Raw genomic sequence first — 14,039 nt, 5'->3', positions numbered from 1 at the left:
CGGAAATCAACGGGCAACATTAATAGGTGAAAACAACAATTTATACTAAAAGAGCCTTTTAATTTTTTAAAAATAGTATTTAAAGGGTTTCCAAATCCATTTCTGGAAAAACAATAAAGGAATTAGGACAAAAAACGACAAAATTTTTGTTATTCCCATAAAAATAACAGTCTATCCCTTTACATCTTCACTTTTTTTTTCGATAATAGTAGCAATATTAATTTTTTTAATAACTTGTTATTTATGACCATTTTCAAAATTATTACATTATGCAACTGCATAAAATTCAGGGAGATAAAGGTGATTCCATGGCGAACGATCAAGTTCTGACCGCCGAGCAAGTCATCAACAGGGCAAAAGAATATTTAAACGATGAGCATGCAGAGCTTGTTAAAAAAGCATACGAGTTTGCCAAGCATGCCCATCGTGAACAATATAGAAAATCCGGTGAACCATACATCATCCATCCAATCCAGGTAGCAGGCATACTTGCTGATCTTGAGATGGATCCATCTACGATTGCAGCCGGCTTTCTTCACGATGTGGTTGAAGACACCGAAGTCTCATTGGAGAATATCGAAGAAGCCTTCAATTCAGAAGTGGCCATGCTTGTCGATGGTGTAACAAAGCTGGGGAAAATTAAATATAAATCTCAGGAAGAGCAGCAGGCTGAAAACCACCGGAAAATGTTTGTGGCTATGGCCCAGGACATCCGTGTAATCCTGATTAAGCTTGCTGACCGCCTTCACAATATGCGGACACTCAAGCATCTGCCGGCTGAAAAGCAGCGCCGCATTTCAAATGAAACACTTGAAATCTTTGCGCCTCTTGCCCATAGGCTTGGAATCTCCAAGATTAAGTGGGAGCTTGAAGATACAGCCTTGAGGTACCTAAATCCGCAGCAGTATTACCGGATTGTAAACCTGATGAAGAAAAAAAGGGCGGAGCGGGAAGAGTATTTAGATGATGTAATCAATGTTATGAGGAGCAGAATGTCAGAGGTCTCGATTAAATCAGAAATCTCGGGACGCCCTAAGCATATTTACAGCATCTACCGTAAAATGGCCCTTCAAAATAAGCAATTCAATGAGATATATGATTTGCTGGCTGTACGCATTGTTGTAAACAGCATTAAGGATTGCTATGCGGTTCTCGGGATTATTCATACTTGCTGGAAGCCAATGCCCGGCCGTTTCAAAGATTATATTGCAATGCCTAAACAGAATATGTATCAGTCACTTCATACTACGGTTATCGGACCAAAGGGCGACCCTCTGGAAGTCCAGATCCGCACTATGGATATGCACAGAATTGCTGAGTTTGGTATTGCTGCACATTGGGCTTATAAAGAAGGAAAAAGAGTGAATGAGGGCTCTTCTTTCGAGGAGAAGCTGACATGGTTCCGTGAAATACTTGAATTCCAGGATGATGCAGCCAATGCTGAAGAATTCATGGAATCGTTGAAAATTGATTTGTTTTCCGATATGGTGTTTGTGTTTACTCCCAAAGGGGACGTCATCGAGCTTCCTTCCGGGTCAGTCCCGATTGACTTTGCTTACCGGATACATTCGGAAATAGGAAACAAGACTATCGGCGCCAAAGTGAATGGGAAAATGGTAACCCTGGATTATAAGCTGAAAACCGGAGATATCATTGAAATTCTGACATCCAAGCATTCCTATGGGCCAAGTAAAGACTGGCTGAAGCTGGCTCAGACTTCACAGGCAAAAAATAGAATTCGGACGTTCTTCAAAAAGCAAAGAAAAGAAGAAAATGTGGAAAAAGGGAAAGAGCTTGTTGAACGGGAAATCCGCAATATGGAATTTGAGCTGAAGGAAATCCTGACACCTGATAATGTCAAAAGGATTGCAGAGAAATTTAATTTCGCTACTGAGGAAGATATGTATGCTGCTGTTGGCTATAATGGGGTAACAGCCCTTCAGGTTGCCAACAGGCTTACAGAAAAATGGCGCAAGAAGCGCGACCTTGAACAAACCTCCGATATTACAAATGCTGTTTCGGAACTAAAGACATTTACTTCAGCAAAAAAACGCGAATCCGGTGTCCGGGTTTCAGGCATAGATAACCTCCTCATTCGCCTTTCCCGCTGCTGTAATCCTGTCCCGGGGGATGAAATCGTCGGGTTTATTACAAAGGGCAGAGGTGTCTCTGTACACCGTGATGATTGCCCTAATATCGAAACGGATGATGCAAAACAAAGGCTCATCCCGGTAGAGTGGGAAACAGCATTAAATGACCGGAAAGAATATAATGTTGAAATAGAAATTACCGGTTATGACCGCAGAGGTTTATTGAACGAGGTTCTTCAGGCTGTTAATGAAACGAAAACCAACATTTCAGCCGTATCGGGCCGTTCGGACCGAAACAAATCAGCAACGATCAATATGTCCATTGCTATACACAATGTAAGCCACCTGCAAAGGGTTGTAGAGCGGATAAAGCAAATCCCTGATATTTACGCGGTAAGAAGGATTATGAACTAAAGGGAGCAGATAGAATGCGTGTTGTAGTGCAGCGAAGCAAAGAAGCCAGTGTAACGGTGGACGGAGTAACCGTTGGAAGCATCAAAAAGGGGTTTGTTTTGCTCGTTGGAGTCACCCATGAAGATAAAGAAGAGGACGCAGCATTTCTGGCTGATAAGATTGCCAATCTTCGCGTCTTTGAAGATGATGCCGGCAAAATGAATCTATCACTGCTCGATCAGAAAGGTGAAATTCTTTCAGTTTCGCAATTTACACTGTATGGAGATTGCCGAAAGGGCAGACGGCCCAATTTCATGGATGCGGCCAAGCCTGCGCATGCCGTGAAAATCTATAATGCTTTCAACCGGTTTCTGAAAGCTAAAGGCCTGAAAGTCGAAACAGGTGAATTCGGCGCCATGATGGATGTTCAGTTAACCAACGATGGGCCAGTTACCTTAATCTTAGAAAGCAAATAATGAACGCAAAAAGCCCCGGCATCCCAATTTGAGTGCCGGGGCTTTTTTGCTAATTCTTAAAATAGCGGGCAAGTCCCTGATAAATTCCTGCTGCTGCTGATTGCTGATACTGTGCAGAAGCAATCAGGGCTTCTTCTGCCGGATTGCTTAGATATCCAAGTTCAATCAGAACGGCATTCCGTTTGTTCTCCCTGATTACATGGTAGTCTCCGACTCTATATCCCCGATCTCTCAGGTTTGTCATCGCAGTTACATTGGAGTGGATATTGGAAGCGATTTCCTTTTGGAAAGGATGATAGTAATAGGTAGTCGCTCCCCGAGCAGTCCGGTCCGGCGTGCTGTCATAATGAATGCTGATAAAAGCATCTGCATTATGATGATGTGAAATGCCTACTCTCGAAGGCAGCGGCAAATAGGTATCTCCGCTCCTGGTCAGAATGACATTAGCACCTGCAGCCCTTAATTTTTCGGCAAGCAATTGAGCGGTCCTGATAGTAATGTCCTTTTCACGTGTCCCTCTTGCTCCTGTTGTCCCGTTATCACGGCCTCCATGACCGGGATCAATCACAATAGTTTTATTATTCAGGTGCTTTTCCGCTCCCGGCTTTGTTACTGCAGGTGCAGATCCTTCAACTGAAACGATCCAGCCTGCTACAAAACCCTTTCCGCCGTTTGGCAGGCGAATTTCATACCAATCATTATTCAGACTGATAATCTCGAAGCTGTCTCCTTTATTTGCTCTATGGACGACACCTGACTGGGTACTCGCTTTTTTTCTAATATTTGATCCGTTATGTAAGATAATTGCAGAACTGCCGTTTATATTTTGCTGAGAGGAGCCGGAGTTCTTTTCGGCTGTTATGTCTATGAACCAGCTTGCCGCCCATCCATAAGAACCAGGCTGATATTCAATCTTTACCCAATTATTAGCTTCTTCAAGAATGGAGAAAGCTTGGCCTTTGGCAACTGAACCAATTGGTTTTCCATTTAACGATGCTTTGTTTCTTACGGTTAAAGTGGTTGCTGTTACAGTGCCGGTTTTTCCGGATGAAGCCTGTTTTGGTTTGCTTTCTGATTGTGAGGATTGAACCGTAATATATTGGCTGCTGATCCATCCTGTATTTCCTGAGAAAGAGATTTCTGTCCAGCTGTTATTTTGAGAAAGTACCGCAACTGTCTCACCCGAATTAAGTTTGCCGATGATGTCACTTTGTAGAGAAGGCTTGTTTCTCACATTTAGAGAGTTTGCCGTGATAGTCCCGGTTTGGCTGATGCCGGATGAACTTTTCTTTCGTGTGCTGCTGAATTTGATAAATTCAGTTGCCACCCATCCATCTCCATATGGAGTTTGAATCTTAACCCAGCTTCCTTCTGTGCTCTTGACCTTATAGGCTGTTCCTTTTTGGATGGTCCCCAGAACGCCGTAACTTGTACCAGGACCCTTTCTCACCCTAAGGCCATCTGTTGTGATAACTGCCTGGGAATTTTCACCTGCCGTTTTTTCTCCGGTCTGATTTGAAGTCAAATTGGAAACAAGCCAGCTTGCGACATAGCCATTTTCCCCCTGAAAATTAATTTTAATCCACTCTCCTTCACGGGAAAGGATGTTAAATTGATCTCCTTTCTGGGCTTGTCCCAGAATGGGGTAGCTTAAACCAGGTCCTTGACGGACGTTAAGATTGCTGGTGGTGATTGTTACAGAACTGTTTTCAGCTTTAACCTGTGTTTCCGTCTGTGTTATGCCGGCAAAAAGCATTAGGCATATCACGAGAATAAGTGGCTTTCTTTTCTTCAACAGGCCGCCTCCTTTCAAAATTAAAATCCTTATTAAAAGAAAAACAAACAAGGTGCCGGCAGTCAAGAGAACTTTGGTCCTAAAATACTTCTCCATCTTGTGCAATATCCCTTCTAATATCGGATTATCATCCATCATTTTTAGCTGGGAAATTAATTTTTCCCTTATGAAACATTTCAACTGAAAATGGCAAGAATAGAACAGACTACATAAAAAAGGGTGAGCACAATGAGATTTGGAGATAAAGGAATGTCTGCACAATCTGGTGAAAATCAGCTGTTTGGGGTGGATTTTCATGATTTTATACAAAAAGAACAGAACTCGAACATGATCGAACTCGCGTCAGAGTTTGGACTATCTCTCAGGGATGTAAGAAAACTGAAAAAAAGGCTGGAACGATCATAGCATGTTTTTAGTCTTGACATTGAAGGAAATGCTCCGTATTATAATATAAATAAAATGACAAAACAATTAAATGTCTAGCTGCAGCGCCAGACCAAGGCGTTCATGCTTTTCGATAATAAACCATTGATGGAGAAGAGTAGTTAAACCCCACATGAAAAGAGAGAGAATGCCGCCCGGCTGAAAGCATTCTCACATGATGATTTAACGAAAGAACACTTCGTAGGTTTCTCTCTGAAAAGGATTCATCTTTAGTAGGAGCTGAACGTTAACAGGCGTTAACTGTAAAAGAGGAAGTCTATTTATAGGCTTCAACTAGGGTGGCACCACGGGAAAAACCAGACTCTCGTCCCTTGTATTTAATATACAAGGAGGCGGGGGTTTTTTTGTTTTTACGATTGCAAATCTGAAATTTCATACATACTTATCATTTTGCATTAGGAGGTAATTTTTATGTCAATTCGAATACCGAGGGGAACGCAGGACATTCTGCCGGGAGAAGTTGAGAAATGGCAATTGATTGAAGAGAAGGCAAGGGAGCTTTGTGAGAAGTTTCAATACCGTGAAATCAGGACACCAATATTCGAACATACAGAATTATTTCTTCGCAGTGTTGGAGATACAACGGATATTGTTCAAAAAGAGATGTACACATTTGAAGACCGCGGCGGCCGCAGTCTGACCCTTCGTCCTGAAGGAACAGCTTCAACTGTAAGATCATTTGTTGAGCATAAAATGCATGGCGATGCAAGCCAGCCTGTAAAGCTTTACTATATGGGGCCTATGTTCCGTTATGAACGCCCACAGGCTGGTCGTTTCCGCCAGTTTGTCCAGTTCGGTGTCGAAGCGATCGGCAGTGCAGATCCGGCAATTGATGCAGAAGTAATTGCACTGGCAATGTCACTTTATAAAAGCATGGGTCTGCAAAAGCTTAAGTTGATTGTGAACAGCCTTGGAGATAAAGAAAGCCGTACTGCACACAGAGAAGCCTTGGTCAACCACTTTAAGCCGCGGATTGGTGAGTTTTGCCAGGATTGCCAGAACCGTCTTGAGAAGAATCCAATGCGCATTCTGGACTGTAAACAAGATCGTGAACATGAACTTATGAAATCTGCTCCATCCATTTTAGATTTTTTAAACGATAATTCCAAAACCTATTTCGAAAAGGTTCAAAAGTATCTAAAGAACCTGGATATTGACTTTACGGTCGATCCGAATCTTGTTCGCGGCCTGGATTACTACAATCATACAGCTTTTGAAATTATGAGTGATTCCGAAGGTTTCGGAGCTATTACTACTCTTTGCGGCGGCGGACGATACAATGGCCTCACTGAGGAAATTGGCGGTCCTGAAGCGCCGGGAATCGGGTTTGCTTTAAGTATTGAGCGATTCATTGCTGCTCTTGAAGCGGAAAAGGTCGATCTGCCTCTTGCTAAGAGCATTGATTGCTACCTTGTCTCCCTTGGAGAGGAAGCTAAGGATTATACAGTCGGCCTTCTTCAAAAACTTCGGATGGCAGGATATTCTGCTGAAAAAGATTATCTTGACAGAAAAATTAAAGCGCAGTTTAAAGCGGCAGACCGCTCGAATGCGAAATTTGTTGCTGTCCTGGGCGAAGATGAACTTAAAGCGAATAAAATTAATGTAAAATCGATGGAATCAGGGGAGCAAACAGAGGTTGAACTTGATTCGTTTATAGAGAAGTTCACAGCACTTTATCAATCATAAACTTGTGTTTACAGGAGGAATTAGTATGTTTGGGCGAACGTATTTTTGCGGGGAAGTAACGGAAAGATCTATTGGAGAAAAAGTAAGCTTAAAAGGCTGGGTGCAAAAACGCCGGGATCTGGGCGGCCTGATTTTTGTCGATCTTCGTGATCGCACTGGCATCGTTCAGGTTGTATTCAATCCGGAAGTATCCCCTGAAGCTCTTGCAGCAGCTGAAAAGATCCGCAATGAATTCGTGCTGGATATAGAGGGAGAAGTAATTGCACGTGAAGATGGCACGATCAATGAGAATCTGAAAACAGGGCGCATTGAGATAAAAGCTGAAAAAGTTACAATCATAAATGAAGCAAAAACACCTCCTTTTGTTATTGGTGATAATGCAGATGTTTCCGAGGATGTCCGTCTTAAATACCGCTATCTGGATTTGAGACGCCCGGTTATGTTTGATACCTTTAAAATGCGTCATCAAGTAACAAAAGCTATGAGGGATTTTCTTGACAGCGAAGGGTTTCTTGATGTAGAAACACCGATCCTAACGAAGAGCACCCCGGAAGGAGCCCGTGATTATTTAGTTCCAAGCCGTGTGCATCCGGGTGAATTCTATGCTCTTCCGCAATCCCCTCAAATCTTTAAGCAGTTATTAATGGTAGGCGGTATTGAACGCTATTACCAAATTGCACGTTGCTTCCGTGATGAAGACCTGCGTGCAGACCGCCAGCCTGAATTTACTCAGGTCGACATCGAAATGAGCTTTATGAGCCAGGAAGAAATCATCGGCCTGATGGAAAACATGATGGAAAAGGTCATGAAAGAAGTAAAAGGCCTGGATGTCCAGCTTCCATTCCCGCGCATGACCTATCAGGAGGCGATGGACCGTTTTGGGTCTGATAAGCCGGATACACGCTTTGGGATGGAATTAACGGATCTGTCGGAAATAGTGAAAGAGTCAAGCTTCAAGGTGTTTGCCGGAGCAGTAGCTTCCGGGGGCCAGGTTAAGGCCATTAATGTGAAAAATGGGGCAGGAAAGTATTCCCGAAAAGATATTGATGCTCTAACAGAGTTTGCAGCTGTATATGGTGCAAAAGGGCTTGCGTGGTTAAAAGCTGAAGAGGACGGATTAAAGGGGCCGATTGCCAAGTTTGTGACTGAAGATGAGCAAACATCATTCTACGCAGCTTTGTCAGTAGAACCAGGAGACTTGCTCCTCTTTGTTGCTGATAAGAAGAGTGTAGTCGCTGATGCACTTGGCGCTCTGCGATTAAAGCTCGGAAAAGAGCTTGAGCTGATTGATCAAAGCAAATTTAATTTCCTTTGGGTTACAGACTGGCCGCTTCTGGAGTACGATGAGGAAGAAGGCCGCTATTATGCAGCCCATCATCCTTTTACAATGCCTGCCAGAGAAGATTTAGATCTTCTTGATAAGGATCCTGCTGGGGTCCGTGCACAAGCATATGACCTTGTGTTAAATGGCTACGAGCTTGGCGGCGGTTCATTGCGTATTTTCGAAAGAGATATTCAGGAGAAAATGTTCAGTGTGCTCGGATTCTCAAAAGAGGAAGCTGTAGAACAGTTTGGATTCCTGCTTGAAGCATTTGAATACGGCACTCCTCCGCATGGCGGTATTGCCCTGGGATTGGACAGACTCGTAATGCTATTGGCCGGCAGAACAAATCTGAGGGATACAATTGCATTCCCTAAAACTGCAAGTGCGAGCTGTGTGCTTACAGAAGCTCCCGGCGAAGTCAGCCAATCGCAGCTAAATGATTTGAATTTAGCACTTAATTTGAAAAAAAGTGAGTAATTTCCTATTTAATGGTTAATTTGCTGAAAAAATTTATTTTTCAGAAAGTTAAACCAGGAAGTTACTCCTGACTTTTAGGGAAACTTCCATATCTCAAGGAAGAAAATGGATATATTTGTCCATATCACCTCCATTTCAGCAGCTTGAAAAAGACAAAATCGTGTGATATGATCATATCAATAAATAAAGAGTCCTGATGTGTTCGTTGTAAAACCTGAAATTTTGACCAACATTATTCCTTCGGGAGTCCGGAGTTTTCCAGCAGCGTAAATGCCTCATGGATGAGGACTTACAAACGCAGGAAATAGGACACCCACCTGCTGAGTGCGGGTTCAAAACGAGGGCATCAACAGCGACGGCACGATTGGGACTCTTTAGTAAATACGACGATAAAAATCCATGCCAGCTCAGGCATGGATTTTTTGTGTCTGTTTATTATGATCACTGCTAAGAAGATTAGTTTTAAATACGATAACGCTGTTAACACTATTGAAGATAAGTTTTGATTTTAGTTTAAAATGCTAATATCATTAATCCCATAGAACTACTTGCTTTAATATTAAAGTATGATATATTCATTATCGGGTATAAGATAAAACATGCTTATTAAATAACATCTGATGGAGTTGATATATATGCTTCACCAATTTTCCAGAAATGAATTGGCTATTGGCAAAGAAGGCCTCGAAAAAATGAAAAATAGTACCGTTGCCGTACTGGGCATTGGAGGAGTTGGTTCCTTTGCAGCGGAAGCATTGGCACGTTCCGGTGTTGGCCGGCTTGTGCTGGTTGATAAAGACGATGTTGATATTACAAATGTGAACAGGCAGGTCATCGCTTTATTATCCACTGTCGGGAAACCAAAGGTGGATTTAATGAAAGACAGAATCAAGGATATCAATCCTGACTGTGAAGTTATTGCTTTGAAAATGTTTTATACGGAAGAAACTTATGAGCAATTCTTTGATTATGGTCTGGACTTTGTAGTTGATGCTTCCGATACAATTGCCTATAAAATTCATCTAATAAAAGAATGCTTGGATAGAGGAATTCCAATGATCTCAAGTATGGGTGCTGCAAATAAGATGGATCCAACCAGGTTCCAGATTGCTGATATCTTTAAAACTCATACCGACCCGATTGCTAAGGTTATCCGCACGCGCCTGAGAAAAGAAGGAATCAGAAAAGGCGTTCCGGTAGTATTTTCCGATGAAAGCCCGATCGTAATCCGGGAAGATGTCCGAAAAACAGTTGGAAAAGATGATGCTGAAATCAGAAAGGCCAAAATGCCGCCATCTTCTAACGCATTTGTTCCTTCTGTTGCTGGTTTAATCATGGCCAGCTATGTAAACAGAGAACTTCTAAGCGATATAAAAATTGCACGTGTAAATGACTGAAAAGAGACCGGCCTTCAGCAGGCCGGTTTTTGCGCGTTTAAATGTCCTGAAATTCCTGCAGTTAATGAACTGCTCTTTTCTCTTCTATGCTGTCATTCTTCAGCAGCTGGTCTGCTTCTTTCAGGATGCATGCCATTTCCTCATATTGCAAAAGGTGATTTTTATATTCCGCTTCTTTTTCATTCAACTTTTTAATTAACTGCTCATATTGAATCTTTAAGTGAACTTGTTCTTCGTGCAGACGTTTATTTTCCTTCATTTGCTCTGGGTTAGGCTTTGTCTTGGCATAGTTTTTTAAAAAGTGTATGACTTGAGCCAAATTGGCTGGCGGAGCAGTATCAGGAGTTTCAGGTGTTTGAGTGCCAGCAGTATTCCTTGAGCTTTTTTCTGATCCATGATCTTCTCTTTTTGTAATGACCATGTTCCATCGATATTGACAGGCTGAAACCGTACGTCCGAGCACTGTACTAGCCTTCTTAAAGGCTGATGCTTTTGAATCGCCATTTGATGTGTATTCAAGTACTGTCTCTTCGAGTAATTGATCCTCTTCCGGCTTCCATAAGTCTTTCCGTTCCTTCATTTCTTTGATCACCTCGAAAATACGATTGTTAGGCTTATCGTCACCTTAATAGATGAAAATATTCCATTCTCAGCCCGTGAAGGGTAAAATAGCAAGGAGCAAATCTAATTTTGATCCCGGCCTTAAAGATGTCTGCAAAACGGACAAAACATTATTAGCTGGGAGGAGGATGAATACATGGATACTCTTGTAGAAATACAGGAAGTGACAAAAGTGATAAAAGGAAAAACAATAATTGATTCTGTCAGCTTTGACGTGAAAAAGGGAGAGGTATTCGGTTTCCTTGGCCCAAACGGTGCAGGTAAAACCACCACTATTCGAATGCTGGTGGGCTTGATCGGCATTACTTCCGGGGACATAAAGATTCTTGGCAGCAGCATTAAAACAGATTTCGAAAAAGCGGTTTCCCATATTGGAGCTATTGTAGAGAATCCTGAGATGTATAAGTTTTTGTCAGGTTATCAAAATCTCATCCATTATGCACGAATGTCAAAAGGAGTGACAAAGGAGAAAATTGATGAGATTGTCGAGCTGGTAGGCCTGACTGATCGTATTCATGATAAAGTGAGGACATACTCGCTTGGAATGAGGCAGAGACTTGGTCTGGCGCAGTGTCTTTTGCATGATCCCAAAATCCTCATTCTGGATGAGCCTACGAATGGGCTTGATCCGGCAGGCATCAGGGAGATTCGGGATCATCTGAGGATGCTTGCGAGAGACAGAGAAATGGCTGTCATTGTTTCAAGCCATTTATTATCTGAAATGGAAATGATGTGCGACAGAATCGGCATTATTCAAAACGGGAAGTTGATTGATGTTCAGCACATCAGTGATTTTGTACAGGGAAAAGAAAAAGTGTATGAAATGGAAGTGGATGACCCTGATATAGCAGAAAGAATGTTAAAAAGTATATACCCCGAATTACCTATACAGACCACTGAAAACAGCGTGATTCTTCCGCTCGTCCGTGAACGCATTCCTGAGATGGTAAAGGAGCTGGTCCGGAAAGATATTAATATTTTTGCTGTCCGTGAAGTAACCAAAACATTGGAAGATCGCTTCCTGGAAGTTACTGAGTACAAGGGAGGTGCCGAACATGCCCGGACTGATTCAAAATGAATGGATGAAGATTTTTAGGCGCCCGGGGACTTTTGTCATGATTGGACTGCTTTTAATCATGACGACTGTTGCAGGCGCTTTTATAAAATATCAGGAAAGCGGTGGGACGGTCCCGGATAATACGGAATGGAAAAGGGGCTTGCAGACTCAAAACGAAAGCTATCAAAAACAGCTTGAAGAGATGGGAGAAACGGTTCCCAGAGATATGAAGGAACAGTATCTGAGGGAGATTGCCCTTAATGAATACCGAATCCAGCATGATATTTCACCGAATGAGGAATACTCTGTCTGGGGATTTGTATCCGATACCTCACAGCTGATTGAATTTGCCGGCCTTTTTACCATCATCATTGCCGGAGGGATTGTGGCAAATGAGTTTAGCTGGGGAACCATCAAACTTCTTTTGATTAGGCCTATCAAAAGAGTGAAAATCCTTGGAGTAAAGTATATTACCGTGATTTTATTCGGTCTGATGCTGCTGGCCGTCCTCTTCGGATATTCAGCACTTCTGGGCGGTCTCCTCTTTGGATTCCCTGAAAAAGCAGTTCCTTATTTATATTATTACAATGGGACAGTGGAAGAGCAAAGCATGGGACTTCATCTGATAGCTTATTATGGCCTTAAATCCATAAATATGCTTATGCTTGCAACCATGGCTTTTATGATTTCGGCAGTTTTCAGGAATAGCTCTCTGGCAATAGGACTTTCGCTGTTTCTGATGTTTATGGGAGGACAAGTCACAAGACTGATAGCCATGAAGTATGATTGGGCAAAGTACAGCCTTTTTGCCAATACAGATCTTCTTCAATATTTTGAGGGAGTGCCAATGGTTCAGGGAATGACACTTGGATTTTCGATCATGATTATTTTTATCTACTTCCTGCTTTTCCAGGTGCTTGCATTTTATGTATTTAATAAAAGAGATGTTTCTGCTTAGTAAATAAGAGAAGGTCTGGCATCGCTGCCAGACCTTTTGCTATTTACGGAGTTTTTCATAAATCGATGCTAATGCCTGTTCAAATTTGCCTGTTTTCTTAGGCTGATAGTATACCTTGTTTTTTATTCTGTCCGGTAAGTACTGCTGTTTGACCCAGCCTGTTTCGTAATCGTGAGGGTACAGATAGCCGGTGCCTCTTCCAAGCTCTGTGGCTCCTTTGTAGTGGGCGTCCTTCAAATGATCGGGGACTTCACCGCTTTTGCCTGCCCGAATGTCTGCAATGGCAGAATCCAAAGCTTTGTATGCAGAATTGGATTTTGGAGATAAGCAAAGCTCTATGACCGCATTTGCAAGCGGTATCCTTGCTTCCGGAAATCCAATTCTTTCGGCTGTTTCAACGGCTGCGAGAGTTCTGGCACCGGCTTGGGGTGATGCAAGGCCGATATCTTCATAGGCAATAACCAGCAGTCTTCTGCTTATACTCTGCAGATCGCCTGCTTCAATTAATCTGCCCAAATAGTGAAGCGCAGCATTTACGTCGCTTCCGCGGATAGACTTTTGAAAACCGGATAATACATCGTAATGGGCATCCCCATCTTTATCGTGTGTAAAGCTTTTGCGCTGAATGCATTCCTCGGCAACAGACAAGTCAATTTTAATGATGCCTTCTTCATCCTCATTTGTTGAAAGTACAGCCAGTTCCAAGGCATTAAGGGAGCTTCTGACATCGCCATTCGAAGCGGTGGCCAGATGAGTTAGAGCTTCTTCGGTAACATCGGTTTGTTTATTGCCAAGGCCCCGTTCCTTATCCTGCAAGGCTCTTGCCAGTGCTTTTTTTATTTCATCTGCAGACAGAGACTTCAGTTCGAAAATTTGACACCGGCTTCTGATCGCAGGATTTATTGCATGATATGGGTTGCTGGTTGTGGCGCCAATTAAAGTGATGCTGCCATTTTCCAGATAGGGAAGCAGAAAGTCCTGTTTGCCTTTATCAAGCCTATGGACTTCATCCAGAAGCAGAATGACTTTACCCGACATTTTTGCCTCTGCCGCTACCACTTCCATATCTTTTTTATTATTAGTCACTGCATTTAAAGTGCGGAAAGCATATTTGGTGCTTCCAGCAATGGCACTTGCAATAGACGTCTTGCCTATGCCTGGAGGCCCGTACAGAATCATCGATGAGAGCTGCTTAGCCTGCACCATGCGATAAATAATTTTTCCTTCTGAAACAAGATGCTCCTGGCCGATGATTTCATCTATCGTTCTCGGCCTCATCCGGAATGCAAGAGGTTTAATGTTCAAAGTTATCACTCCAGCC

General features: G+C 42.6%; 11 protein-coding genes, 1 other RNA gene and 1 other annotated feature. Of the genes, 9 read left to right on the top strand and 3 right to left on the bottom strand.

The features are described from left to right. Window positions 1–308: 308 nt before the first annotated feature. Complete coding sequence (locus CHI10_RS20090; RefSeq protein ID WP_095245941.1) at window positions 309–2,504, top strand: RelA/SpoT family protein; 2,196 nt, start codon at window positions 309–311, stop codon at window positions 2,502–2,504. 14 nt (window positions 2,505–2,518) lie between these two features. Beyond that, window positions 2,519–2,959: a D-aminoacyl-tRNA deacylase gene (gene dtd / locus CHI10_RS20085; protein ID WP_095245940.1), complete on the top strand. Its 441-nt coding sequence runs from the start codon at window positions 2,519–2,521 to the stop codon at window positions 2,957–2,959. Between the two features lie 49 nt (window positions 2,960–3,008). On the opposite strand, the gene CHI10_RS20080 is transcribed toward dtd, so the two are convergent. Further along, on the bottom strand, window positions 3,009–4,754 hold the full coding sequence (locus CHI10_RS20080) for an N-acetylmuramoyl-L-alanine amidase family protein (RefSeq protein ID WP_286137513.1): 1,746 nt from the start codon (window positions 4,752–4,754) through the stop codon (window positions 3,009–3,011). 249 nt (window positions 4,755–5,003) lie between these two features. Here CHI10_RS20080 and CHI10_RS22505 point away from each other — a divergent pair, with 249 nt between their 5' ends. The 5 genes from CHI10_RS22505 (at window position 5,004) to CHI10_RS20060 (ending at window position 10,082) form a co-directional block, all read left to right on the top strand. Next, window positions 5,004–5,159: a hypothetical protein gene (locus CHI10_RS22505; RefSeq protein ID WP_163143348.1), complete on the top strand. Its 156-nt coding sequence runs from the start codon at window positions 5,004–5,006 to the stop codon at window positions 5,157–5,159. 114 nt (window positions 5,160–5,273) lie between these two features. Continuing rightward, window positions 5,274–5,513: a binding site (T-box leader), on the top strand. Window positions 5,514–5,609: 96 nt separating this feature from the next. After that, window positions 5,610–6,884 carry a histidine--tRNA ligase gene (gene hisS, locus CHI10_RS20075; protein WP_095245939.1) on the top strand — a complete coding sequence of 425 codons (1,275 nt, stop codon included), beginning with the start codon at window positions 5,610–5,612 and terminating at the stop codon, window positions 6,882–6,884. A gap of 25 nt (window positions 6,885–6,909) precedes the next feature. Further along, window positions 6,910–8,685, top strand: a complete 1,776-nt coding sequence (gene aspS / locus CHI10_RS20070) for an aspartate--tRNA ligase (RefSeq protein ID WP_095245938.1) — start codon at window positions 6,910–6,912, stop codon at window positions 8,683–8,685. A 187-nt stretch (window positions 8,686–8,872) separates the two neighbouring features. Continuing rightward, window positions 8,873–9,060, top strand: a non-coding RNA gene (ssrS, locus tag CHI10_RS20065) — 6S RNA. A gap of 260 nt (window positions 9,061–9,320) precedes the next feature. Beyond that, on the top strand, window positions 9,321–10,082 hold the full coding sequence (locus CHI10_RS20060; protein WP_095245937.1) for a tRNA threonylcarbamoyladenosine dehydratase: 762 nt from the start codon (window positions 9,321–9,323) through the stop codon (window positions 10,080–10,082). A gap of 61 nt (window positions 10,083–10,143) precedes the next feature. On the opposite strand, the gene CHI10_RS20055 is transcribed toward CHI10_RS20060, so the two are convergent. Beyond that, entirely contained in the window at window positions 10,144–10,662 is a 519-nt protein-coding gene (locus CHI10_RS20055) for a hypothetical protein (RefSeq protein WP_095245936.1), read from the bottom strand. 177 nt (window positions 10,663–10,839) lie between these two features. Here CHI10_RS20055 and CHI10_RS20050 point away from each other — a divergent pair, with 177 nt between their 5' ends. Then, window positions 10,840–11,781 (top strand): ABC transporter ATP-binding protein, encoded by a 942-nt coding sequence (locus CHI10_RS20050; RefSeq protein ID WP_095245935.1) that lies wholly within the window; start codon window positions 10,840–10,842, stop codon window positions 11,779–11,781. Continuing rightward, window positions 11,759–12,718 (top strand): ABC transporter permease, encoded by a 960-nt coding sequence (locus CHI10_RS20045; protein ID WP_095245934.1) that lies wholly within the window; start codon window positions 11,759–11,761, stop codon window positions 12,716–12,718. Before CHI10_RS20050 ends, CHI10_RS20045 begins: the two co-directional genes overlap by 23 nt. A gap of 39 nt (window positions 12,719–12,757) precedes the next feature. Here the strand turns inward: CHI10_RS20045 and CHI10_RS20040 are convergent, their stop codons facing one another. Then, window positions 12,758–14,017, bottom strand: a complete 1,260-nt coding sequence (locus tag CHI10_RS20040) for a replication-associated recombination protein A (RefSeq protein WP_179289092.1) — start codon at window positions 14,015–14,017, stop codon at window positions 12,758–12,760. Window positions 14,018–14,039 lie beyond the last annotated feature (22 nt).

Origin of the sequence: Bacillus sp. 7894-2 (genome assembly GCF_002272225.1) — a bacterium.
In the GTDB taxonomy this organism is placed as follows: Bacteria; Bacillota; Bacilli; order Bacillales; family Cytobacillaceae; genus Cytobacillus.
The sequence above is the reverse complement of the archived record's forward strand: the minus strand, read 5'-3'. Positions and strand labels throughout refer to the sequence as shown.

Coding starts and splice junctions, on each gene's coding strand:
- CHI10_RS20050 (WP_095245935.1), top strand. CDS start 10,840: ATGGATACTCTTGTAGAAATACAGGAAGTGACAAAAGTGATAAAAGGA.
- dtd (WP_095245940.1), top strand. CDS start 2,519: ATGCGTGTTGTAGTGCAGCGAAGCAAAGAAGCCAGTGTAACGGTGGAC.
- CHI10_RS22505 (WP_163143348.1), top strand. CDS start 5,004: ATGTCTGCACAATCTGGTGAAAATCAGCTGTTTGGGGTGGATTTTCAT.
- hisS (WP_095245939.1), top strand. CDS start 5,610: ATGTCAATTCGAATACCGAGGGGAACGCAGGACATTCTGCCGGGAGAA.
- CHI10_RS20060 (WP_095245937.1), top strand. CDS start 9,321: ATGCTTCACCAATTTTCCAGAAATGAATTGGCTATTGGCAAAGAAGGC.
- CHI10_RS20090 (WP_095245941.1), top strand. CDS start 309: ATGGCGAACGATCAAGTTCTGACCGCCGAGCAAGTCATCAACAGGGCA.
- CHI10_RS20055 (WP_095245936.1), bottom strand. CDS start 10,662: ATGAAGGAACGGAAAGACTTATGGAAGCCGGAAGAGGATCAATTACTC.
- CHI10_RS20045 (WP_095245934.1), top strand. CDS start 11,759: ATGCCCGGACTGATTCAAAATGAATGGATGAAGATTTTTAGGCGCCCG.
- aspS (WP_095245938.1), top strand. CDS start 6,910: ATGTTTGGGCGAACGTATTTTTGCGGGGAAGTAACGGAAAGATCTATT.